Annotated in this window: 22 protein-coding genes and 3 pseudogenes; all 25 read left to right on the top strand. The window is 43.3% G+C overall.

Annotation, left to right across the window (positions count from 1 at the left end):
• Positions 1-262: 262 nt before the first annotated feature.
• The 25 genes and pseudogenes from JCM10519_RS15680 (at position 263) to rho (ending at position 23734) form a co-directional block, all read left to right on the top strand.
• The gene (locus JCM10519_RS15680; protein ID WP_054740305.1) at positions 263-877 is read left to right on the top strand and encodes a hypothetical protein; all 615 of its coding nucleotides are present in this window, start codon (positions 263-265) and stop codon (positions 875-877) included.
• A 226-nt stretch (positions 878-1103) separates the two neighbouring features.
• Positions 1104-1337, top strand: a complete 234-nt coding sequence (locus JCM10519_RS15675; RefSeq protein WP_347844404.1) for a hypothetical protein — start codon at positions 1104-1106, stop codon at positions 1335-1337.
• 82 nt (positions 1338-1419) lie between these two features.
• On the top strand, positions 1420-1659 hold the full coding sequence (locus JCM10519_RS30645) for a hypothetical protein (RefSeq protein WP_347844403.1): 240 nt from the start codon (positions 1420-1422) through the stop codon (positions 1657-1659).
• A 38-nt stretch (positions 1660-1697) separates the two neighbouring features.
• On the top strand, positions 1698-1982 hold the full coding sequence (locus JCM10519_RS15670; protein ID WP_054740301.1) for a hypothetical protein: 285 nt from the start codon (positions 1698-1700) through the stop codon (positions 1980-1982).
• Between the two features lie 161 nt (positions 1983-2143).
• On the top strand, positions 2144-3847 hold the full coding sequence (locus JCM10519_RS15665; protein WP_054740299.1) for a hypothetical protein: 1704 nt from the start codon (positions 2144-2146) through the stop codon (positions 3845-3847).
• A gap of 23 nt (positions 3848-3870) precedes the next feature.
• Positions 3871-4407 (top strand): hypothetical protein, encoded by a 537-nt coding sequence (locus JCM10519_RS15660; RefSeq protein ID WP_054740297.1) that lies wholly within the window; start codon positions 3871-3873, stop codon positions 4405-4407.
• A gap of 44 nt (positions 4408-4451) precedes the next feature.
• Complete coding sequence (locus JCM10519_RS15655; RefSeq protein ID WP_054740295.1) at positions 4452-6917, top strand: hypothetical protein; 2466 nt, start codon at positions 4452-4454, stop codon at positions 6915-6917.
• A complete protein-coding gene (locus JCM10519_RS15650; protein WP_054740292.1) occupies positions 6887-7243 on the top strand; it encodes a hypothetical protein in 357 nt (118 codons plus the stop codon). Before JCM10519_RS15655 ends, JCM10519_RS15650 begins: the two co-directional genes overlap by 31 nt.
• Positions 7227-8555: a hypothetical protein gene (locus JCM10519_RS15645; RefSeq protein WP_054740286.1), complete on the top strand. Its 1329-nt coding sequence runs from the start codon at positions 7227-7229 to the stop codon at positions 8553-8555. The genes JCM10519_RS15650 and JCM10519_RS15645 overlap by 17 nt, the downstream gene beginning before the upstream one ends.
• Before the next feature lie 106 nt (positions 8556-8661).
• Entirely contained in the window at positions 8662-9858 is a 1197-nt protein-coding gene (locus tag JCM10519_RS15640) for a hypothetical protein (RefSeq protein WP_054740284.1), read from the top strand.
• Positions 9830-10111: a hypothetical protein gene (locus tag JCM10519_RS15635; RefSeq protein WP_054740282.1), complete on the top strand. Its 282-nt coding sequence runs from the start codon at positions 9830-9832 to the stop codon at positions 10109-10111. The genes JCM10519_RS15640 and JCM10519_RS15635 overlap by 29 nt, the downstream gene beginning before the upstream one ends.
• Positions 10068-11165, top strand: coding sequence for a hypothetical protein (locus JCM10519_RS15630; RefSeq protein ID WP_054740280.1), 1098 nt, complete (start codon positions 10068-10070; stop codon positions 11163-11165). Before JCM10519_RS15635 ends, JCM10519_RS15630 begins: the two co-directional genes overlap by 44 nt.
• 137 nt (positions 11166-11302) lie before the next feature.
• Entirely contained in the window at positions 11303-11746 is a 444-nt protein-coding gene (locus JCM10519_RS15625; RefSeq protein WP_347844402.1) for a hypothetical protein, read from the top strand.
• Between the two features lie 25 nt (positions 11747-11771).
• Positions 11772-14216 (top strand): SpaA isopeptide-forming pilin-related protein, encoded by a 2445-nt coding sequence (locus tag JCM10519_RS15620; RefSeq protein ID WP_054740276.1) that lies wholly within the window; start codon positions 11772-11774, stop codon positions 14214-14216.
• A gap of 121 nt (positions 14217-14337) precedes the next feature.
• Complete coding sequence (locus tag JCM10519_RS15615) at positions 14338-14598, top strand: hypothetical protein (RefSeq protein ID WP_347844401.1); 261 nt, start codon at positions 14338-14340, stop codon at positions 14596-14598.
• A 323-nt stretch (positions 14599-14921) separates the two neighbouring features.
• Positions 14922-15308, top strand: a complete 387-nt coding sequence (locus tag JCM10519_RS15610; RefSeq protein WP_347844400.1) for a SpaA isopeptide-forming pilin-related protein — start codon at positions 14922-14924, stop codon at positions 15306-15308.
• Positions 15271-16263 (top strand): SpaA isopeptide-forming pilin-related protein, encoded by a 993-nt coding sequence (locus tag JCM10519_RS15605; RefSeq protein WP_347844399.1) that lies wholly within the window; start codon positions 15271-15273, stop codon positions 16261-16263. Before JCM10519_RS15610 ends, JCM10519_RS15605 begins: the two co-directional genes overlap by 38 nt.
• On the top strand, positions 16253-16597 hold the full coding sequence (locus JCM10519_RS15600) for a hypothetical protein (RefSeq protein WP_054740267.1): 345 nt from the start codon (positions 16253-16255) through the stop codon (positions 16595-16597). The genes JCM10519_RS15605 and JCM10519_RS15600 overlap by 11 nt, the downstream gene beginning before the upstream one ends.
• The gene (locus JCM10519_RS15595; RefSeq protein ID WP_054740265.1) at positions 16584-16982 is read left to right on the top strand and encodes a hypothetical protein; all 399 of its coding nucleotides are present in this window, start codon (positions 16584-16586) and stop codon (positions 16980-16982) included. The genes JCM10519_RS15600 and JCM10519_RS15595 overlap by 14 nt, the downstream gene beginning before the upstream one ends.
• Complete coding sequence (locus JCM10519_RS15590; protein ID WP_347844398.1) at positions 16961-17434, top strand: hypothetical protein; 474 nt, start codon at positions 16961-16963, stop codon at positions 17432-17434. Before JCM10519_RS15595 ends, JCM10519_RS15590 begins: the two co-directional genes overlap by 22 nt.
• A 61-nt stretch (positions 17435-17495) precedes the next feature.
• A complete protein-coding gene (locus JCM10519_RS15585; protein ID WP_054740261.1) occupies positions 17496-18506 on the top strand; it encodes a substrate-binding domain-containing protein in 1011 nt (336 codons plus the stop codon).
• Positions 18507-18779: 273 nt separating this feature from the next.
• Positions 18780-19253 carry a YhcH/YjgK/YiaL family protein gene (locus JCM10519_RS15580; protein ID WP_054740259.1) on the top strand — a complete coding sequence of 158 codons (474 nt, stop codon included), beginning with the start codon at positions 18780-18782 and terminating at the stop codon, positions 19251-19253.
• A gap of 250 nt (positions 19254-19503) precedes the next feature.
• Positions 19504-20476, top strand: a pseudogene (locus JCM10519_RS15575) (Gfo/Idh/MocA family oxidoreductase).
• Positions 20477-20625: 149 nt separating this feature from the next.
• Positions 20626-21959: pseudogene (locus tag JCM10519_RS15570) on the top strand (replication-associated recombination protein A).
• A 149-nt stretch (positions 21960-22108) separates the two neighbouring features.
• Positions 22109-23734 (top strand): annotated as a pseudogene (gene rho, locus JCM10519_RS15565) (transcription termination factor Rho).
• The last annotated feature ends 2 nt before the right edge of the window (positions 23735-23736 follow it).

The raw sequence follows: 23736 nt of genomic DNA, 5'->3' as shown, positions 1-23736 counted from the left end.
AGCACATATGAGGAATTTATGATTATTGTAAACGTTACGGCTTTGATCGTTGCGATCCTAACATACGCGAATAACAAAGATAAAGATACAAAAAATAACCACCCTGCCGACCAAAGCTGTGGGTGATTATTTTTTAATAATCCATTAAATTTGGAAGCCACTCTGTGGAGTTGGCTACCTTTTGTATCTTTAGAATAACATGAAATAGTGTGAATGTCAAATGAGAGATTTTGTAAATAGATTATAAGGGAGGTCATTGGATATGAAAAAGAATAACGCTGCTATTAAAATATTATCTGTAGCTATGGTAATGGGAATCCTGGCAACTTCCACTTCTTTTGCAGGTCAGTGGAAGCAGGAAGGTGCTGCATGGAAATACCAGAATGATAACGGTACTTATGCAACAGGCTGGAACTGGGTTGATGGAAAATCCTACTTCTTTGACACAAATGCTAAGATGCTTGCAAACACAACTACTCCTGACGGTTATTCTGTTAATACAGACGGGGCATGGGTTGTTAATTGTGTAGTTCAGACACAGAATACTAGCACACCAGCTAAGGCTAACACAGGTAATTATGATCCACAGCATCCCTTAAAAGGATATATGGAATCATGGTTTGTGACCAGCCCGATTACTGGTGCAACTGCATGGAAGAGTGATCCGGATAACTTTTTCTATGAGTCCAATAGTCATATGCAATATGTTTTTGATCTTGCAGTCAAAAATAGAGACCCTCTTTCTCTTACCTATTTTGGTGGACGGGAGTTGGCTACCATTGCGAGCTTAACGGATTATCCAACCGTTGGATTGGAAGGGGTGGATCAGGAAAAGTTGGGACGTCTGACAACTGAAGTCCGTAATTTTTTTAAATAGCTTTGACTGGAGAAATGCTTCCGATTATGAAAAAGCAGTACGGATTGCAAAGAGAATCACACAGGCGGATTATCTAGACAATGAAGGAACCCAATATTCTTACAGCTGTCTGATTGATGGAAAAGCAAACTGTAGTGGATATAATGGTGCTGCATACCTGCTTTCGGCTTGTGTAGGCTTACCTGTAAGTGGACTTGGCTTTGGCAATCATATTTATCCTGCATTTTTGGTAGATGGTGTGTGGCTTGCTTATGAACCAACCACGAAAAATAATTATTTTACCATAGCAGATGTCTATTCATCATCTGCTTATTTAAACGGTGAGTCAGAATTAACAAAATTAGGGAAATACTGTGAAGCGACTGGCTACAAAATTCCAGCAAGTGTGGATGGAAAGTTCCCCAATATCGCATATGGATACATTCATGGAGAGCGGGCACCGTTTATCAAGTTTAATTAATATTGAATATCATAAAGAAAAGCTATCGGTTAAATTAATCGGTAGCTTTTCTTTTTTTCCATAAATCACGGAGGATAAAATTATGAAAAGAAATAGATTACTATTACTTTCTGCTTTCTCATCAGTAAAAATGAGATATAAGTGGAGGAATAGTTTCCCTGTTATTGTGGCTTTGATGTATTTATATCGTATTCCACAAGAATTGGGTTGGAATGATTTAACAGACAATTATGTATTAGAAACAAAACGTCCATGTATGAGAACTAGAACAGTTCGATTCGGAATTTCAATCATCGCACTTTTTTTACTGGAGATATTTTAAGAAAAAAAGTTTTAATAAGTGAAAACTATGATATTTTAATGAACCTAACAGTTAAGGAAATGGTTCGCTTTACAGAAAAGTATTTTGTTAAAGATATACCTGCTGCCTTTGAATTTGCTGATAATCAGATGCATGGAAATGAACTGCTAAATGCTTTTCCGTTTGATAGCTCAAATTCATGGGTGAAGGAAATCAACATAGAAGACTTTAATTTTTCATTGCTAGGAAACAATCTGATTCATTGCATAATTAATAAAGAAGGTTATCAGGTAATGATTTATTGCACCTATGCCAAAAAGGATGGGCCTCTTCTTGTTAGTTAGAATATAAGGGAATCATTAAATATGTGCAATAAGTTTTGAAAGAGGCTCTTTATAGATGATTTACTTGTGTTTCATTTCAACGACGGAATACCTAAAATCAATATAGTCGAATTGTTAAAAGTTATCTTGGAGAAATCAAAGATAGAAAACGGAGGAAAATTATGAAAGGAAAGAAACTAAATAGGAAAATTGCTGGGCTTCTTGCAACTGTTCTCTTTTTCACCCCGATATTTACTTATTTACCGCGAGGTAATTTTAATTCTTGGGGCTTCAATTTGAAGTTTGTCAGTTCCGGCCAGCCAGGGCATCCATATCTGATGGGAAGAGCGCCCGGTGACGAAGAAGATAAATGGTTTTTATGCATGAATACAGGAGCTTCTGCACATAGCAATTATGATTATTCAAAGGTCAATGCAGATATCGATTATAACAAAGGTACCATTGAACAGAAAAGAATGTTCTGGGCATATATTTTTGCGTTTGGTAGTTCCGATAAAAAGCCTGATCTCAATGATAGATTTGGCTGGATCACTAAAGATGAAGCAAGAGATGTCGCTTGGTCGAAAGGAAAAAGCAATGGTGGGTCGGATAAGGTAGAAAACTATGCTAATGACGGTTTTATGTCTCTAGAGAACATTCCAGAAGGGTGTAAAAGCCCTGAAGACATTCTTGACTTGATTAGCAAGTTTAATTCTGAGAGCAAGGCGATGTATATAAATGATTTAAGAAGCGGACCCGGACAAATTGATACAACAAAGTTGTATCAATTAACTGGACTTAAAGATTGGGAAACCTTTAAGAAATATTGTGTCATAGAACCTGTAACGACAGGACTGGTCATTAACACTGAAGGACAGAACCTTACCTGGAGCTTCCCTAATACTCCGACTGGACAGAAACCTGCGGAAGCTGTTATGAAGATTACTTACGACCCAAATGTTTTTAGAATTTTGGAAGTCACTGGCAGCTTAGAATATTTCCAGTGTAATGTCCCAGGCTCCCAGCAACTATACAGGGCAAAAGGAAATGTAATAGAGAAAGGTTGTGAGTTTTTCCTTACTACAAAATATAGTGCAAATACGCCTACTCCTACACCTGGGGATGTTGAAGAGATATCTTTAAAGGTTTATCAGCATAATGAAACCTTTGAATCTAATTATAAAGTTGAACTGGAAAAAAGAGATTACGAAACAGGTAATCCTTTGCAGGGTTCTACATGGCAGGTATTGGAGCAGTTTGATGATACCCAGTTAAGCAATAATGAATCTCGTGGCGGAATCATCGAAGATAACATGAGAGAAGACCCAACAACCTGGCAGGATTGGTTAGTGTTTGATGATGACCTGGTAACAAATGCCAGTGGCCGTATTTCTCATAAGGATACCCGTTATTATGATTTTAGTCATTCCTATTGTAATGGGCACCCAATTCCCCCGGAGCCAGAAATAGAAGAATCGGAAGGTGGTAACGGTGAAGAAGGAGAGGAAGGAAGCAGCGAAGCAGACGAAGCGGCAGAAGCATATAAAAGATTAATGGAGGAATGGCGGGCGGCGGTAGACGAATGTGAAGCCCGTGCAGCATCCAGCGGAGGAACGTTCCATCATTGGTCATGTGAAAGAGAAGATGAGTCATCGGAAGAAGAAGCATTTGAAGAATCAGGCTGTAAAGATGCCAGAGACGATGCATATCAGACATTTATCAATCTTGAATATGACTATACCTTCCGGGAAACCAAGCCAAGAGATGGCTATATCATACATGATCCAGGGCATCCTGATGATGTTCCAATTGAAATCATCACGACGGCGGCATCTGAATCCGGAAAGGCTAAAAAAAATGGAGAAGCGCCAGTAATGCAGACATAAAAGTCTCAGGATATGTCCGTAACATGACAAAGGGCGGCTCAAGTGACATCGAGGGCTTTTCAGTATTAGCAATGCGGAGCTTTGCTGCAAATGTGGAAATTCCTGGATTAGAGGAATCCAACCAGTTAGATGAAAGAGAATTCACCTTTGATGACAATGATACTAATATCGCAAGTCCTTCTACATATTCTGATTCCTCAGAAGAGAGTGGAGACTTAATCCTTAAAGAAACCTACGACCTCCCATTGGGAGAAAGAATCATCAACAAGTTACTTAAGTTTATTGGACTTCCTGCTGCCTTTGCAGAGGAAAAAGAAATCACCGTGAAGCTTACCGCAAAGGATGATGATGAGTTATTTATTGATGATGAATTCGATGTGGAAGAGGAAGAAGATGAATTTGATGAATTTTCCAATGATGACGATGCAACCCCATCACAGGCCAGGAAGAGTTTTATGAGTCTTTCCTTAGCTTCTTCTTTAAAGAGTAGATCAAGTATGAGTGATAGCCTGGCTACAGCCTCAGAGGCATCTATCCTAAGGAAGAAAGAGTACGGCTAAGACAAATTAGTCTTCTGGCTGAAGATACTGAAGAAGAACCAGTTATGACAACAATGCTTGGTCGCAGTGCTCTTAGCAGAGCTTCCAGTAAAGGATACGATGATGGAGAAGAGGATAGTCAGCCGGAGGTAAGCAAAGGACCGAGTAATAATACTGCCCATACCTTTAAGGTATATGATCATCGTGTACCTGGGCAGCTTCATTTTAATAAAAGAGACATGGAACTAAAGGCTGGGGAGTCTGCAAATTACGATTCCTATGGAGAGTCCCAGGGAGATGCAACATTAGAAGGCGCGTTATACGGTTTGTTTGCGGCAGATCCCATTTACGGACCGGATACTGGGCGAGATGACAGCGGAAATGTAACATCCGGTATTGGAGTGGTATTTGATGCTAATGATCTTGTTTCAGTCGCAGCTGTAGATAAAAATGGGGAAGGTTCCTTCTTAGCAATAACGGAAAGACCTCATAGCATCTACAATTACAAGGCAGGAAAGATTGAATATACCGGAAAGAGTTATCCGGAGAACCTTTATGTGAAAAATGGTTATGAAAAGGCACAGTCGCAGGAAGAAAAGGGCCGTATCTATAAAGATAATAAAACCATGAATGGGGACAGCTGGATAGGAATACCATTAATCCTTGGCAACTATTATATTAAGGAGCTTACCCGCTCTGAAGGATATGAGCTTTCGATTACCGGAAAGGATATGGAGGTCACAAACGCAAGCGATAGCGCCCGCAGTTCCTATGGCGAAACGGCTGATGCAAAGACGGCTCCGGTAGGATCTGCCTGGATATCAAAACAGCTATATAATGCAGTTACTTTCCCTGAGGGAAATGGGGCCTATGGAAATAAGGAGAACTTACTTCTTCTTGAAACAAAATCAAAGGATGCAACAAATGGCTATAATGTAGTACTTGATGGGATTCCGGAAGGGGCAGATGTTTATCTCAATAACGTTACATTGAAACCTGTAGTGATCCAACAAGTAGATGGAGGTAAGTATGTTGATGCAAAGGAAGCACCTTTTTACCTAACAGCAGAATCTGACTCTGTTTACAAGCGTGATATCAATGGATACATGATCGAGAAACCAGGAGTTACTGCAAGTATAAAGATCCCATACGAAGCTGCCGGGACTGAAGCAGAAAAGCTACCTACAGAAGGAACAGCTACAGCTAGTGATCCTGCAAAGTTTACTAGTACCTTTACAAATTCAGATAGCAACATAAAATATGTAAAAGCCGAATTGGAGCACATGATGCGTAATTCTCTCCATATGGAAACACCGAAAGATGGTGATTATTCCACGGTAGATGCCTCAGTCTATGATGAGAAGCGGACCGTGAATGGTAAAACCGTTTATGGCAAGCCGGAGATGGTTCTTGAAATTGATAATGTCACAACTAATAAGTCAGTGATCGAAGCAATCTTAAATTATTACATCAATGAAAAGGTATTTACCTATGGAGGCCTTCAAAAAATAGAATATAGTGGTGAAAAAGCCATTGTAACTATCGTTGTTGGCATGAGTCCACAAAGGACTCTGCTGTATCAGACAAATTCCAGTGGCGATATTGTTGCGGGATATCTTACGAAACTGAATACAATCTATGGAAGATATGTTATTAGAAAGTATACAGGGAATGAATTAAATGCCGCAGAAGTAGGTAATACAGGCAAATACATAATTAACGTAACACCAGATTATGAAGTGGGCGATGATGGAATTCCTACAGATAAAACCATGTATCCATCGGATAGCGAGAGATATCTCCGTTATACAACAGGAGAAACCCTTTACGATTACTGGCACTTAGATGATGGCACTAACGTAGGCCACGCGCCCGTAACCAGAAAAGTATGGGAGCCTAATTACAAGGAGGTCATTGTACATGAGGAGAATGTAAGCACCTCTAAAATTATGAAGGTTGGCTCTCTGGAAGAAGTGGTGGACCGTGTTGGCAGTACCTATTATTACTATGACAACGTGGCAAAGCAATACATCATTCATGTTGGATCAAAAGACATGGATCTTACCGGAGTAAAATCAGGTAACTTTACTATCGCACTTAATAATGGAAAGACCGTTGTCACAGGTGATGACATAAGCAAGATCGGGTCAAATAATGTTTGGGGATATACGGCAGGAGGCAGCATATCAAATGCAGAATATGTCATTCGTATCTCCGGAGCTGGTGCGGGAGTCTCTACTTCCTCAGAATTTGACACAAACAAGACTTTCATTAAGAATCAACATTTGATTTGCAATGGATATCACAATCTGCTTGAGGACGCAAATACAAGAGAAACACCAACGCCCGTGCTGGAACGTATCATCGGACAGCAGATTAAGGTAACGAAGACCATTGATGAAAAAACATACGACAACACCAACTCCTATGCCGAAGTCCATGATGACTGGTTTACAAGAACCTTTGGTGGGCGTCTTGGAAGGGACACGGTGCTAAGAAGATGGGCAACTTCCGCTTTAAGGTTTACTTAAAATCAAACCTAGAACGACTGTACCGTGACAACGATGGAAATGTAATCTGGCAGGATCGCCTGGGAAATGAAATTAATGTGATTGAACGAAATGAGCAATTCCCGGCCCTGGTAAACAAGGTTTTCACAAAGGTACAGCACGTCACTTCTCCTTTATATAAAGACTCAGAGGATGCGATTGTAAGCAATGATTCCCTGTACAGCTATACAAATGTTTTCATAAATGATGGTCAGAATAACGGCTATACTTCCGTGCTGGAAACCATTGATGTAAAAGCTGGCAACAACAGGACGGTAAAAACCTATAATTATGAAAAGTTTTTTTGATGCCATAAATGTGGCCAATGATGATAAGTGGGATCGTACTGAAAATGGCAGCACCTCCTTTAAGCCCTTTGCCTTCATAAAGAAGCTCCTGTTTGGAACAGGAGGGGCGGAAGAGCAGTTCCCAGCGGCCCACAATAATCCGGAAATTAAGAATCGCAGCAACACATCGGATATAGCTGCGGATAATGCCCTGCGTTCTGACAACATCCGCCAGTTTGCCATTACCTGGTATCTGAATGACGAAGTGGCAAAGCTGGTGAAAAAGAATCAGGCCGGAGAAACGGAAAGCGCCACAGGTGGCAATGCTTATTTCGATGAAGTTTACGACAAAGCCCTTTCAGAAGCAATCCGAAAGGCAGAAAACTATTTAAAACCCTTCTTTGCATATGACCTTGACCGGATTTATTCCATTGAATGGGACTGTGCACAGGAGGGCGGTTCAGATAAGGATTTCACAACACTTTCAGCTGATACCCTGTACGGAGACGCTTCAGGAAGCAGCGCCGGTTATTATTTCGCCACATCAAAATATCTGCCATACGGAACCTATGTAGTGGCAGAACAGCAGCCGAAATTTAGTAACCTGGGGGATTTAAAGAACAAGCATTACCAGATTGATAAGCCAAGAGAAGTCTCTCTCCCGTCTGTATATGCGGATTATGATGGCTCCCAGGCTACACCTGAGGTAACAAATAATTATTACAATTATTCTGCCGGCATAACACAGCCTGAGATGGAGAGGAAGTACAAGATCCGTTTCAATGAGGAGAGTGTGAACGTAATCAAGGGCAGAAATGCGGATGGCGACTTTGAAGTTTACAAGTACGGCATGGACATTGACAACATCAGAAATGGCATGACTGGAACTGGATCAGGTGATTATTTTGCACTGAGCCAGAACGAATTCAAGCCATATAAAAACTACTACAATGAGCAGGATGACAGGATGAGTGGAAATGTTCCTTATTATCTTTCAGAGGGCATGAGTGGTAGAGAAGCGGTAGCAAAATATTACCGTTACAGCTCTGTTGCAGAAAACAAAGGTATCGCAAATGATGTTCCATTTGCAGGTGGAACCATTACAGAGATCAATGGTGCTGGAACCCAGTACAAAGATAATGTAACGACCATGCAAGGTGCACAGATTGCTTATGCTGGAAAATATGCTCCCATGCTTGTGCCATGGACAGTCGTGGCATCTGACAATGCAATTACAGAAGTAGCAGACAGCGCCCCTTCCACAAATGGAGAGAGTTCATACAAAGGCTTTGGGTATACGAAGTTTCGAAACAGTTTTATAAAACAAAGCTAAGAATTGAAAAGCTGGATTCGGAGACAGGGGAAAACCTTCTCCATGACGGAGCCTTGTTTACTCTTTATGCAGCGTCCAGGGAGGACGGAGAGAATACGGACGGCTGGTGAAGTTTTATGGAACGGATACCCGGATCGAAGGATCAAAGGAATTTTTAGAAGCCATGGGAGCCAGGAATATTGCCATGGAAGGGAATGCATGGAAGGGAACTGTTCAGGCAGGAACCCCTATCTGCAAGGAATCGGAACAGGTGATACTTACCGATCAGGAAGGTAGAAGGACAGGACAGTTTGAAGCCTTCACAACCACCAGGGACGACCTTCAGGCCAAGGAAGAGGATCTAACAAAAACTACCTACCAGGATCAGAATACCGGATATTTAATTACTCCACAGCCTCTTGGAGCCGGGACCTATGTCCTATGTGAAATTAGGCCTCCAGCTGGATATGTTAGGACAGAGCCAGTAGCCATAGAAATTTATTCCGACAGAATCACCTATTACCTAGATGGAAGCCGGGATAACCGGGTGGCGGCAGCTATATATGAGGATCAGACAGGGGATGTATCAACCGTAGACATGGCCAGAATCTATGTAGGAAATACCCCGGTACGCTTGGAGGTATCCAAAATCAAGGACTCTGAACAGAAGGTCACATACAAAACCGACACCAGGCTAGAAGGGACAGAGCTGGAATTAAAACAGAAGTATGGAATAGAAAACTTGGAATTGGCTTACAAAAACGGAACTTACTCAGGCTATGGCTGGTACAAAGGTACCCTGGAATACTTAGAATCCAGAAAGGCTGCTGGAGAGGCTGCGGAGCCAATCTATATAGATGGCGTGTTTGCAGGTTATGGCCTAATATCCAGGCCATTAGATACCGCAGACGATAATAACCGCTACGTAGCCGGGGCACAAATGACACTTTATGATGCCATAGAAATCAAGGAAAACGGCGATAGTGGTGATTATGGATATGATGGTGTGAAGGTAGAAAGGGACCGCAACAACAACGTCCAATCGATACAGGTATTAACAGGATACTCTGGAACCACCATTGAATTTATCCGAAAGGAGGATGAGAAAGGAAGCTTAAACGGAGAGCCAGGGGAAGGTACCTGGACTTACCGGACGGTAGAGCGAGGGGATACAGATATTCTTTTCTATTCTCTTGGAGATCTGAAAGTAACGGAAACTGGGGCAAATGGGACGCTTTACGGCTATGACCGGAACGGAAACCGGGTACAGATAAAAAAACCAGGAATCCATCTACGTGCTGAAGGCGGGGCAGACTGTCTTTGAACTGACCGGAGGGGATCTAACAGCGGTGAAATATTCCGCTGCGGATAAATGCCTCACCTTGAGTCCAGGAACCATCCTCTATCACCTTGACAGCAATGGAAACCGGGATGCATATGTAAATCCCACCACCGGAATGGCTTATACAAAGGAGGGGCAGAGGCTTCTTGTATGGCCGGTAAAGGTATCCAGAACTAAAACCGGAGCAGTCATTGCCAGGGAAAAAAATCAAAACCTGGAGAATTGCTTCTATTAATGCGGATACGGATCAGGAATACATCACAGGGACTTATGACGGAAGCCACTTTATTAAAAGCATGAATCCGGTTCTGAATGACCATGGCCTTCCGAAGTATTACCAGAGATCAGCAGAAACCTATAAAAAGGGCGATCCTGTCTATGACATTGACGGGGATTACGTCCACTATAAATACGATGATCTTCTTTCCGCCTACAATGATGCTGCTTACAAGATCAATGACAAGACCGGCATGGAAGATATCGGTGAAGAGGAGGATATCACAGACGATAAGAAACTCTACCACCGCCAGGGAGAAGCCTGGATCATGGAAAACACCTGGATTACCGGAGAAAAGTATCCCAATGATCCATTTAAGTCTGATATGACTGTGGGTCAGGCCGATGTGCTAAAGCGGGTGGTCCCAGGAACCTACATCATGGAGGAGTTGAAAGCTCCATCAGGTTATGCAAAGGGCTTTCCGGTAGGTGTTACCGTTATGGAAACCAGGGAAGTCCAAAAGACCGGGATGGAAGATGAAAAGATCAAGGTGGAGATCGTAAAGACCGATGCACCGGATCGGTACCGGATTGATGTACGCAGCGATTATCAGGAGGATCTTACGATCACGGAGCCGAAGGGAGCCTACAGTTACGGTCAGGTTACCGGGGCGCATTTGACATTTTATAAAGCAAAGCGGGTCTATACCACGGACAACGTAACCTATCCGAAAGGGTACTATTTTGTAAAGGCAGAAAGTAAGCCCGCAGAATGGACGGTAGAAAATACCGCTGATAATGCGCCAGTGCGGATCATGGCTGACTGGATCACAGATGGAACCCCGAAATACTTTGAGGGAATCCCGGCAGGACTATCTCCTGGAAGAAATAGAAGTAAGTGGCGGTTATATCCGCAGCTCCATAGAGCTTACGGTGAAAGCGACCGGAGAAGTACAGACCATAAACTTAAAGAACGATCATACCAAGCTGGAGGTTTACAAATATTACACAGACAGCACGGGGAAAAAGCTGCAGCTACCAAACAGCCATGCAGCTGGTCTGGCCCTCTATGAAGCAAAGACGGACGGCAACGGAACTATTATAATGACTGACGGAAAGCCAGTCTTTGATAAGGAGAAGAAGATAACAGAATGGCTGACCGATGATTTGACTGAGTATACCGAAAAGTTTGAAAAAAAGTACTGGCTTTATGGACCGCATAAAGGACCTTCTTGGCCTGTCAGAAAATCAGTCCAGCTTTATCACGGACTTTGAAACAGCCTACCGGGAGAATGGGGAAGGCCTCACTTCCCTCACCTGGTACACGAAAGACGGGGGGCGGACGGCAGAGCGCAGCGAAAGCCTTCAGACTGGAAAAGGAGAGGGAACCGTCCAGACCTGGATTACTGATGCCGGAAAAACAATCAGGATCACCATTTACCGGAATGTGAATAGCGGTTCCCTTGATTCGGACGGAAAGCTTCCCCTGAACTTTGAGTATCAATTTAATTACGAAGAATCAGGAGACATAAAGAGCTACGATATTTTAGAGGGGATGCACCGGATTGATTATTTATCCTTCAATGCAATAAAAGAAGGGAAAAAGGTAGGAAATTACGTCTTGGTCGAAGAAAAAAACGCCGGCTGGTTTTGAAACAGCGGACCCCAAGGCCATTACCTTGACCGAAATCGGGGCTGTGCAGAGATTCAGCCTGGAAAACGAGGAAAAGTACATTAACGTCCTCAAAGTAGTAACGGACGGAACAAATGAGTATGCCGCAGAGGGCGCAGAGTTGGCACTTTACCGGGCCGATGAAGCCGGGAAATTTGTGGAAGATGAAGCCTACCTAATACAAACCTGGCTATCCGGATCAGATGGAAGATATACGGAAAACGATAGATTTAATGGTGACATCCTGGAGGGATTTTCCATAGGAGATTTAAAGCCTCACCGGATTGATAAAATCCCTTATGGAACTTATTATATTGCAGAACTAACGGCTCCAGCCTATATGCAGAAGAGAGAGCCTGTAAAAATCACCGTAGGAGCAGAAAAAGTCCCTGTTTACCGGGTGGTCAATACTCCGACCGTAGGAAAGCTGGAAATCAAAAAGAAAGCTTCCGATACCGGAGAGGGACTGGAAAACGCCAGGTTTAAGGTGACGAATAAGGATACCAGGGATGTCTGGTACATGACAACCAGTACAGATGGAAAGGCAGAAATAACCGGTCTTCCAGTGGGCATGGTTCAGAAAGACGGAACCATAAAACCCTATAACTATATCATAGAAGAAATTTCACCACCGGATTTATACCAGATCACCGCTGGAATTAGGAAGTTCCAGTTTGCTGGAACCGAAAGCGGAAGAGAGGTCCTATATACTTATGAAGTTTTGAATGATCCTACAGAAATCCATTTTAAAAAGACTAACTTTGATAACGGGATGGCGATAGATGGGGCTGAGATTGCCGTATATGAGGCGGTGGTCATTGATGGAGAGTACCAAAAGGCTGGAAATGCCATTGAGACTTTCGTTTCCGAATCAGACGGCTTTACTTTGACAAAGAAGTTATCAGCGAACCGGGTCTACATCATGGAAGAAATAAAAGCTCCAGCCGGATATACTCTTTCAAAGCCGGTGATCTTTACCTTAAACAGGGCGGGAACGGGGATCAAAAATGTATCAAATGATTTTAGTATATTAAAGCTGGCCAGTGATAACGGTGCCATAGAAAACCTGACTGTTACTGGAAGGGTTCCGGTAAAGGTATATACCGTATTAAAAGATTTAGATGCAGGAACTGAGCTTCCTCCCTTTATTGGAACGGGAAGCGGCCAGACTGTAACGGCAGAAGATGGTATCATAAACGGTCATGCATATGAAATCACTGAGTATACCAAGTTTTCTGATGGTAGGACAGAGAAATCATCGAAAGAAATCAAAAGGATTTATTTTGACAAAGACGGATCTTACACCATTCCTTCCAGGACATATCTGGATACCAGGCAGGAGCTGGCCGATGCGGAAGGAAACATCCTTGCAAGCTGGACCGTTAATGAGGAAAACCATGATTATAAAATCAAAAATCCAGTAACCAGGGAAATTCCTATAGCGCAAGTAACAAGCAGCATAGGGGCGGATCATAGTGCGGTAAAAGCCGGAAGTGTCATAAAATACACGGTTACCTATACCAATCCTTACAATCATCCGGTAGATATCCGTATTAATGCGGTCCTTAAAGATGGACTTGATTATTTAAGATCCACCGATTATGGCGCAGAGCAAAATGGAATTATTACCTGGAATCTCACGGATATCGCTGCCCATGAAAGTGGTACGGTGGACGTTGTGGCCGTAGTCAGCGGTGAGATCGGAACGCTAGCAAACGTGTACTTTGAGACCGAGGTGGACACAGTTACGAAACGTACTACCCTCACAAATGCAATTGTCCCGGAAGGTTCCATTACCATCATAAATAAGCTGACTGGAACCGGAAAGGATCAGGCAGACAAATTTATCTTCCATGTAAAGCTTATGGATTCAGCAGGTAAAACCTTAACCGGATACCAGGCATACAGTGGTTCGATGGAAGGACGGATCAAAGGAGACGGAAATATCACCTTAATCGGCGATGGATACATTACCTTTGCTGGGCTGCCCTACGGAACCAGATATGAGATCACGCAACAACCCAAAGATGGCTATGACAGTATATTAAGCTCTACTGGGCAAATAGAAGAAGAAACGATAACAGGAGAGGTCTCAAAGTCCACCCAGAGCGCAATATTTAAAAATAACCGCAACAATGAAACGATCCGGGAGATCCTAACGGCAGGAGGAAGCTACCAGCTTACTGAAACCACAACGTACAGTGACGGAAGCAGTCTTACCAGCGGAATTTACCGCTTCCAGCTAAATGCTTCCGGAATGGTTGATAACGTAGATATGGAGGACCGACCAGTACATTTATATTTCTCCAAGGTGGATATAGAAACCGGAGAGGAGCTGGCAGGAGGCCGATTCATTCTCATAGACAAAGAAACTGGAAATATAATTTACGAATTTACAAAAAAAGAAAGAAGAGAAGATTGTCATTCCGGCAGAACTTCTTACCTCAGGTAAAAAGTACATCATTAAGGAAGAACTTTCACCAGATGGTTACACTTACGAAAAGGAGATCCTCTTTACGGCAGAGGAAAGCGGAATACCGGTAACTATCGTCATGCAGGATAAAAAGACAGAGGTGGAAATTAAAAAGATAGATGATGAAACCGGAGAAATCCTAACCGGAGGACGTTTCTCAATCCGGGAAAAGGAAACTGGTATTATCATTACTTCCTTTATGCCAGAAGGAAAACCAGTCCTTATAAAAGGGCTCCTGACAGCGGGAACCACCTATGAGCTGGTAGAGGAAGAACCGCCGGCCGGATATGCCTACAGCAAAAAAAGTAACCTTCACCGTTCCGAAAGAACCAGCATCAATCACAGTAATTATGAAAGATAAGAAAACAGAGATTCTGATTAAAAAAACTCAACGTCTCCCTTTTAACTGGAACCCCATCAAACGCCGCCAGCCAATTACCAGGGAGTATCCTTCAGGTTTTAAATGAGGATAAGACCCCAACCAAGGCACTTAGGGCCGGCAATGGATTAAGTGCCGGAGATGACCTTATCTTTACTACCGGCCAGCAGTTTGAAGAATTAAAAGGCCAGCTGGAAGCCGGGAAAAATTACTGGCTTCACGAAGTCAGCCCGGTAGATGGATATGCCTATGCAGAAGATATTCCCTTTACTGTGAGTTTAAATGGTGACAGGGATACAGTAATTATGATAGACAATCCGACCCATATGATTTTGTCAAAAAAGGCTATAACCGGCAATGAGGAGCTTCCAGGAAATCATATGAGCATAAAAGATAAAGAGGGAAACATCCTGGAAGAGTGGGTATCTGGTGAACAACCCCATGAACTCATTGCAAAATTAATAGCAGGAGAGTACTATTGGCTCCACGAAATCCTTCCTGCCGATGGGTATGCTTATGCGAAGGATGTTCCTTTTACTGTCAGCAAAAACGGAACAATTGACATAGTTGAGATGAAAAATGAAATTACTGCAGTCCGTCTTGAAAAAAATAGATCCATCCGGCCAACTGTTAAAAGGAGCCATTTTACAGGTATTGGATCAGCAGAAAAGTGTGGTCATTCCAGACTTTGAAACAACAGATAAGGCCATAGATATCACCGGAAGATTGACAGCAGGAAAAACTTATTATCTTCATGAAGTAAAAGCACCGTCAGGATATTACCTTTCGGCCGATGTAGCATTTACAATGCCAGAAGCGGCAGAGCTATTAAAAGTCACTATGACAGATTCAAAGAAGCAAAATCACGGCTCAGATAAAATGCATCTCAATAAAGTGGATGCAGCAACAGGCCAAGGCATTGAGGGAGTGGAATTTTCCATTTACCATCCTGACGGAAGTTTATATCTGACCGTAGATACAGACAAGAATGGATATGCAAAATTTGATATCCCGGCAAACGGAACCTATACCTACAAGGAAACAAAAGCAGCTCCCGGCTATCTTTTAACAGATCATATCTATTCCTTTACCATTAAAAACGGTGAGGTATCAGAAAACAGTATAATATCGGTTGTAAATCACCCTTCTCCGGAAGTGCTGATCCAAAAGGCAGATGCTGTAACCTGGAAAAGATTAGCCGGAGCAGTATTGGAGATCAGAAATGAAGCCGGAATGCCGGTATTTACCGGAATAACAGATGAAAGCGGCCAATTATCATTCCAGCCGCTGCACGTCGGCAAATATACCGTACATGAAATAAAAGCTCCGGAAGGATATATAAAGACTGATGCTTACCTGACTATTCAAGTAAAGGATGCCGGCGCAGCGACAGGAGAATTTGTGATGTATAACAGTCCGGAACAGGTCAAGAAAAAGGGCTTCATCACAGCAGCATATCAATCAAGTCTAAACAGCTTTGGAATCATCAATCATAGGGGAAAAGGATACTGGGGCTGGCTGAGCAGACTGCCTAAAACAGGCGATATAGGCATGGGCGGAGGATTGCTTTTAGTTATAGGGCTGTCCGGTATTGTGTCCGGCATCATTTTTGTAAGGAGAAAAAGAGATAAGAAGGATGAAAAATAAGCATAAGAAAGGTTTTATTGCTATGTTCCTTATCGCACCCCTCGTTTTGGGGTGCGCTGGGATTGTACATGCGGAAGAAATGTTCATTGAAATAAAAAAGGAGTATAGGACAGCCATAAAAGAGGAAGACGGAAGATCCCAGTTTAAAGATGTCTATGAAAAAGACGGAATTATCTACCGGTTGAAATCTGTTCAAATCGATAAAGTAGAAGAAATCGCCCCATGTGATATTGCAACATATGATTCTGCCCCCTTTGTTGGAAGTATTGAGGAATATGCGCCAGAAGAAACAATAGAGAGAAACGGAAAAAAAATATACTTTGAAAACCAGTGAGATCACAAAGGTAATCACGGAAGAAACTACGAAATATTCAGAAGCGTCCATACTGTACAAAGGAGTGGAATACATAGATACTCTTCCGGAAGATGCGGAAGTCAAGGTAATAAATGAGGATTTAAAACAGGAATTAAAGGCAAAACTTCCTGCGGTTGCTTACAGGGAGCAAAGTACTTACTGGGATTATAATTTTACATTTCCCATTACAGTTACCGGATATGATGCGGATTCATACATGCTGGGCCAGATTGAAATATCTAATCGTTCCCCTTTAATAGACCATGGCGATCAGTTTCTGGATTATTTGAATTTGCCGCCCCAATACTACAAAATTACCAGGATCCAGTGGAATGGGAGCCTGTGGAAAAAGAGGGAGAGGTGATCCGGAGAGCAACTGCTTACGGCCGGAAGCTGGTGAAAGATATCTGGGGAACTTATGGAGGGGAGGTCACCTTCCCGTCCATAGATGCCAATGTTTTCCACGGAACTTATATTGAAGCAGGAGCAGAAAATCAAACAGGCCAGCCCATTTACCGAAAGCAGGCAACTGCTATCTACAAACGGCAGGGCAAAATTGGATTCTGGAATTTCTTAAAATGGCTGCTGACAAATTCCGTTACTTTAGCAATCCTTACAATCTTATTTATCATGCTTATATTACTGATCATCATTAAAAAAAGGAACAGAAAAGAAACGGGATACAGAAAATCACGGACAAAGAAAATAAGATCCCCCAAAAAGGGCCAGACTGTTTCAGCACCGTCTTACTGCCTTACAATGACAACCAAAGTTCAGGCAACACAGATCCAGCATTTCATAAGAATCTATTATTGAATATTACCAATTGTGATGCTAGTATAAATACAAACCTATTCCACTAAAAAGAGGTGAGTCCATGACAATTTATGATATTGCAAAAAAAGCAGGAGTTTCTGCCAGCACGGTTTCCCGCGTAATCAATGATAAACCGGGAGTCGGTGAGGCGACAAAAGAACGGATAAGAGAACTTCTAAAAGAGTATAATTATTCTCCCAATGAAGCAGCCCGTGGCCTTGTGACCCAATCCTCAAAAATTGTGGGAATTCTGATTGAGGACATCCGCATCTCTCATCACACGGAATCTGCCTATATCATTGAGCAGGAGATGACCAAAAGGGGATATACCTGCATTACTCTCAGCACTGGAATGACTTCGGTAAGAAAAGCAGAATATATTAAAATCCTGGAGCAGAGAAGAGTAGATGGAGCTATTCTGATCGGATCCATGTTTGGAACACTTGAGGTAGAGAAGAGCATAAAGGAGCATTTGCCAGATGTCCCCATTGTGCTGGTAAATGGTTCCCTGAATCTGTCAAATGTACGGGGGATCCTGGTGGATGAAGAACGGGGAGTAGAGGAATGTGTGGATCTGCTTGTGAATAAAGGGTGCCGTAATCTGGCTTTTGCCGTGGACTCCATAACACCTTCGAACAACGGCAAAATGCAGGGATTTAAGAAGGGCCTTGGAAAACATGGCCTTGGAGACTATGAAGAGTTTATTTACTATGCAACAGACGGTGATACAGCTCCGGAACATACCATTGAAAGAGGAAGACAGGTAACAAAAGAAATCATTATGAAGTATCCGGAGGTAAACGGGATTATATATTCCATCGATTTATTGGCTGTGGGAGGGCTGCAGATGTGTTATGAAACAGGTATTGCTGTCCCGGACCAGATCGCAGTAATAGGAGTGGATAACTCCCTGTACGGAAAAGTCTGCACACCAAAACTGACGACCTTAGACAACAAACTGGTAGAGGTTTGCCAGAATGCCTCCCGGATTTTGCTGGAAGCGTTTGAAGGGAAGACTATGCTGCATGAGATGAAATTATCTACCGATATTATTCAAAGAGAAAGCACCTGAAAAGCTAATAGGAATCTTCAAGTGGATTAAAAAAACAGCGATCTCTTTACAAGAGTCACGGTATACTCCAGTTTTTACCTGCGGTATAAATTCCCTCCTTTAAGCAATCCATTACAAAGGAAAAACTTATTTCATAAGCCGTTAGAATACTTATGTTAAAAACCCACAAAAGGATATAAAAGAATTTAGCAATTAATATGATTGATTCCCAGGAAAAAACCTGATATCCTAATTAGGAGTTACGCAATCGATTGCAAAGGAAGGGGAACATTTATGATTTACGGACATATTGGTTCAGTGGAGACTGAAAATGCTTATACGGAAAAAATCCGTAAAGCGATGGCAATCTTAAGGGAAACGGATGTAACGGATATGCATCACGGAAAGTATCCTTTGGATGGGGACAATTTAATTCTGCAGATTAATGAAATCACTACCGGGCCAAAAGAGGAAAAGAAGCCGGAAGTGCACAGAAAATATATTGATGTTCAGTATATGGTGCACGGCCATGAATTAATAGGATTTTATCCGGACGACAGGAATGGAGAAGTGCTTGAGGATCTGCTTAAAGAAAATGATTTGCTTTTTTACAAAGAGCGGGAAGATGTAAACGAGCTGATGCTTCCCATGACAGACGGCTGTTATGCTATATTTTTCCCTGAAGACGTCCACCGGCCAGGCTGCCAAATGGGGGCTCCTGAGGCGGTGAAGAAAATTATATTGAAAGTAAAGGTAGATACATTATAAAAAGTATGGCTATGAAAGTAATACCATGTTAAGTTTCCTATAAGTCCCTATTTGCCAGGCAGTTTTTATTCCGAAGCAAATAGGGGTTTTTGTATACAAAGTACTAATGCAGCGTTCCGGATCATAAGACTCTGGCGGCAATACTTGACAAAGGAACAGGTACTGTCCATAATAAGCATTATATAGAAGAAATTGCAATGCAGCAATAACGGGTTCATGATGATATCATGACCATTGAGGAGGCTTGAGTATGAAAGAGTATCGATGGGCAACATTAGGCTGTGGGGAAATTGCCAGGCAGCTGGCAGAAAACATGAAGAAGCAGGGGAAAGCTTTGTATGGGGTTGGAAACAGAACTTATGAAAATGCGGTTAAATTTGCAGAAACATATGGGGTAGAGAAGGTTTACCATAATGTCTTTGATATGTTTCATGATGATGATGTGGATATTATTTATATTTCCACACCCCATAATACCCATATTACTTATTTAAAAGAGGCATTAAAGAATGGGAAGCACGTGCTGTGTGAAAAGTCGATCACGCTGAATTCTGATGAGCTTGCTGAGGCAGTCAGTCTTGCGGAGAAAAACAACCTGGTGCTTGCCGAAGCAATGACCATTTATCATATGCCGTTATATAAGAAATTGCAGGAAATTGTGCAAAGCGGTCAACTGGGGCCTCTGCGCTTTATTCAGATGAATTTTGGAAGCTATAAAGATTATAATATGAAAAACAGGTTTTTTAGTCCCAGTCTTGCCGGCGGGGCACTGCTGGATATCGGGGTATACGCCCTTTCCTTTGCAAGATGGTTTATGACAGAGGCACCGGATCAGATCCTGTCACAGGTAAAGCTTGCCCCCAGCGGTGTGGATGAACAGGCGGGAATCCTGCTCATGAACAATCAGCAGGAAATGGCCTCCATTTCCCTGTCCCTGCACGCGAAGCAGCCAAAGCGGGGAACAGTGGCTTTTGACAAAGGCTATATAGAAATTTATGAATATCCCAGCTGATAAGGCGGTGATCACTTATACGGAGGATAATCGCCGGGAGGTGATTGAAGCAGGAAACACCGATGATGCCCTGTTGTATGAGATCCTGGATATGGAGAAAGCAGTTTCCGGAGAACCTGACGTAATGCGGCTGGAATATACGGCAGATGTCATGAACACGATGACAAGAATACGGAATGACTGGAATATGAAGTATCCGGAAGAATTATAAAACGTTCCCTTAAGAAGGCGGGAGAATACGGGATATCATTGACACTTTATCAAAGCAGGGCTATACTCTTGTTACAGCCGGAAGGCTTCTTACAGGATAAGCCGCAAGAAGTCCTTCTCCAAGGGATTTCAGGATACGGGAGAATAAGAATGGATTTATTTGATTATATGAGGGAAAATACCATGAAAAATGAGTCCCCCCTTGCATCAAGCTTCGGCCGTCAACACTTGACGAGGTAGTGGGGCAGCAGCATATCATTGGCAGGGATAAACTGCTTTACCGGGCCATTAAGGCTGACAAGCTGGGTTCTGTGATTTTCTACGGCCCTCCGGGAACCGGAAAAACCACCCTGGCAAGGGTGATTGCCAATACCACCAGCGGGGATTTTAAGCAGATCAACGCCACGGTAGCCGGAAAAAAAGGACATGGAAGAGATCGTAAAGGAAGCCAGGGACTCCCTGGGAATGTATGGCAAAAAGACCATTTTGTTCGTGGATGAGATTCATCGTTTTAACAAAGGGCAGCAGGATTATCTTCTTCCATTTGTGGAGGATGGGACCTGACTCTCATTGGAGCCACCACAGAAAATCCTTATTTTGAGGTAAATGGCGCACTTCTTTCCAGATCCAGGGTATTTGAGTTAAAGTCCCTGGAAAAGGAGGATATCAGGAAACTGATCCACCGGGCAGTATATGACCGGGAGAAGGGAATGGGCTCCTATAACGCAGTGATTGACGAGGACGCGGAAGAATTTCTGGCGGATGTTTCCAATGGAGATGCCAGGGCCGCTTTAAATGCGGTAGAGCTTGGAGTCATGACCACGGACCGGGATCCGTCAGATGGAAAAATCCATATCAGTCTCCAGGTGGCCGAGGAATGCATCCAAAAGCGGGTGGTGCGCTATGATAAGACAGGGGATAATCATTACGATACCATATCCGCCTTTATAAAGAGCATGCGGGGATCGGATCCGGATGCGGCTGTTTACTATCTGGCAAGGATGTTATATGCTGGAGAGGATATGAAGTTCATTGCCAGAAGGATCATGATCTGCGCTGCAGAGGATGTAGGAAATGCGGATCCCCAGGCTCTTGTTGTGGCAGTGGCCGCAGCCCAGGCAGCGGAGAGGATCGGGCTTCCGGAAGCCCAGATCATTCTGGCGGAAGCGGTCACCTATGTGGCTTCGGCACCTAAGAGCAATGCGGCCTGTATGGCGGTGTTTGAGGCACTGGATACGGTGCGGAACCAGAAAACCATGCCTGTACCGGTTCATTTACAGGATTCCCATTATAAGGGAGCGGCGAAGCTGGGCCATGGGCAGGGCTATCTTTATGCCCATGATTATACGGGAAATTATGTGAAACAGCAGTATCTGCCGGATGGGATGGAAGGTATGACATTCTACCATCCCACGGAAAATGGCTATGAGCTTAAAATCAAAGAGCACTTGAGGGAACTGAAAAAAATAACTTTTCTTTTTTAATATTAAGGTATATAATAGGCGTATCGTACGACTGATTTAACATGATTTGGGCCGGAATGACATTTCCGGCCATCTGTTGCGATATTCTATCGTGAAGCATTCCCAAGATTACGAAACAACTGTTATAAGGAATCATGAAGGAGAATAATATGCGTGAAAAATTACAAACATTGCCGTTAGCAGAATTAAAGGAGCTCGCCAAAGCCCAGGGAATCAAGGGATGCAGCTCCATGCGAAAAGCTGAAATTATAGATTTACTTTGCGAAAAGGGAGAGGAGCCTCCTGCTTCGCCGGGGAATGTTTCAGCAGAGAAGGCGGAGGCAGTAAAAAAAAGAGGTTTCTAAGCCTGTTACGCCCCAGCCGGCCGCTCAGCCCCAGCCGACGACTCAGGCCCAGCCTCAGCCGGATACGGCAAGCCAGCAGGGACAGATGAATATGGATCAGCAGATGCAGTCAACGGGCGGAAACCAAAGGAAGACCGTTGTCCGTTCCTATCGTCCGGAAGGACAGCAAAGGACCTCAGGCTACCGTCCTTCACAGGGAAACAGCCCGGAGCCTTCTTCCAGAAATGAGGCAAGGCCGGAATCAATTACGGAAGAGCCAAGAGGAGATTTTCAGCCAAGTCCTGAACTGCAGGAATTAGACAGCGGTATCGAGGCTCATGGAATTTTAGAGGTCATGCCTGATGGCTTTGGCTTTATCCGCTGTGAAAACTATCTTCCAGGTGAAAATGACGTCTATGTGGCACCTTCCCAGATCCGCCGGTTTAACATGAAAACAGGAGACATCATTCACGGAAGCCGCAGAGTGAAAACGGCTGCGGAAAAGTTTGCTGCCCTCCTATATGTAAAGAACATCAACGGCTACCCCACCAGTGCGGCGGAACGCGTCCTAACTTTGAAAATATGATCCCGATATTCCCGGATGAAAGACTTCATATGGAGACACATGGAGGGAAAAATACCACTGCCATGCGTGTCCTGGATCTTTTAGCTCCCATTGGAAAGGGGCAGAGAGGTATGATCGTATCCCCGCCAAAGGCAGGTAAAACCACCCTGCTTAAGGAGGTGGCAAAGGCCATAACCGTAAACCACCCGGAGATCCATCTCATGATTCTATTGATTGATGAGCGTCCTGAGGAGGTTACAGATATTAAGGAATCCATTACCGGAAATAACGTGGAAGTGCTCTATTCCACCTTTGACGAGCTGCCGGACCGCCATAAGAGAGTATCGGAAATGGTGATCGAAAGGGCCAAGCGCCTTGTTGAGCATGGCCGGGATGTGGTGATCCTGTTAGACAGCATTACCCGTCTGGCAAGAGCTTATAACTTAACGGTGGCTCCCAGCGGCCGTACCTTATCCGGCGGTTTGGATCCGGCAGCCCTTCATATGCCCAAGCGTTTCTTCGGTGCAGCCAGAAATATGAGAGAGGGAGGCAGCTTAACCGTTCTTGCCACCGCTCTTGTGGAAACGGGCAGCCGTATGGATGACGTTATTTATGAGGAATTTAAGGGTACCGGCAACATGGAACTGGTTCTCGACCGGAAGCTGTCTGAGAAGAGAATTTTCCCTGCCATTGACATTCTTAAATCCGGTACCAGAAGGGATGACCTGCTGCTTACCAGGGAAGAAGCAGAAGCGGTTGACATCGTCCGGAAGGCTACCAATACCCTGAAACCGGAAGATGCTGTGGAGAAAATACTGGACTTATTCTCAAGGACAAGAAACAACAGGGAATTCGTGGAAACCTCCAAAAAAATGCGCTTTTTCTAGAG

It is taken from the genome of Clostridium sp. NkU-1, from assembly GCA_001312405.1.
This window is presented reverse-complemented; position numbering and strand designations above follow the sequence as displayed.

Bases quoted from the DNA above. Each gene is read 5' to 3' on its own strand.
- JCM10519_RS15660 (WP_054740297.1), top strand. From the start codon at position 3,871: ATGACAAAGGGCGGCTCAAGTGACATCGAGGGCTTTTCAGTATTAGCA.
- JCM10519_RS15665 (WP_054740299.1), top strand. From the start codon at position 2,144: ATGAAAGGAAAGAAACTAAATAGGAAAATTGCTGGGCTTCTTGCAACT.
- JCM10519_RS15670 (WP_054740301.1), top strand. From the start codon at position 1,698: ATGAACCTAACAGTTAAGGAAATGGTTCGCTTTACAGAAAAGTATTTT.
- JCM10519_RS15680 (WP_054740305.1), top strand. From the start codon at position 263: ATGAAAAAGAATAACGCTGCTATTAAAATATTATCTGTAGCTATGGTA.
- JCM10519_RS15625 (WP_347844402.1), top strand. From the start codon at position 11,303: ATGGACCGCATAAAGGACCTTCTTGGCCTGTCAGAAAATCAGTCCAGC.
- JCM10519_RS15650 (WP_054740292.1), top strand. From the start codon at position 6,887: ATGGGCAACTTCCGCTTTAAGGTTTACTTAAAATCAAACCTAGAACGA.
- JCM10519_RS15655 (WP_054740295.1), top strand. From the start codon at position 4,452: ATGACAACAATGCTTGGTCGCAGTGCTCTTAGCAGAGCTTCCAGTAAA.
- JCM10519_RS15580 (WP_054740259.1), top strand. From the start codon at position 18,780: ATGATTTACGGACATATTGGTTCAGTGGAGACTGAAAATGCTTATACG.
- JCM10519_RS15600 (WP_054740267.1), top strand. From the start codon at position 16,253: ATGAAAAATAAGCATAAGAAAGGTTTTATTGCTATGTTCCTTATCGCA.
- JCM10519_RS30645 (WP_347844403.1), top strand. From the start codon at position 1,420: ATGAAAAGAAATAGATTACTATTACTTTCTGCTTTCTCATCAGTAAAA.
- JCM10519_RS15645 (WP_054740286.1), top strand. From the start codon at position 7,227: ATGAAAAGTTTTTTTGATGCCATAAATGTGGCCAATGATGATAAGTGG.
- JCM10519_RS15610 (WP_347844400.1), top strand. From the start codon at position 14,922: ATGATAGACAATCCGACCCATATGATTTTGTCAAAAAAGGCTATAACC.
- JCM10519_RS15585 (WP_054740261.1), top strand. From the start codon at position 17,496: ATGACAATTTATGATATTGCAAAAAAAGCAGGAGTTTCTGCCAGCACG.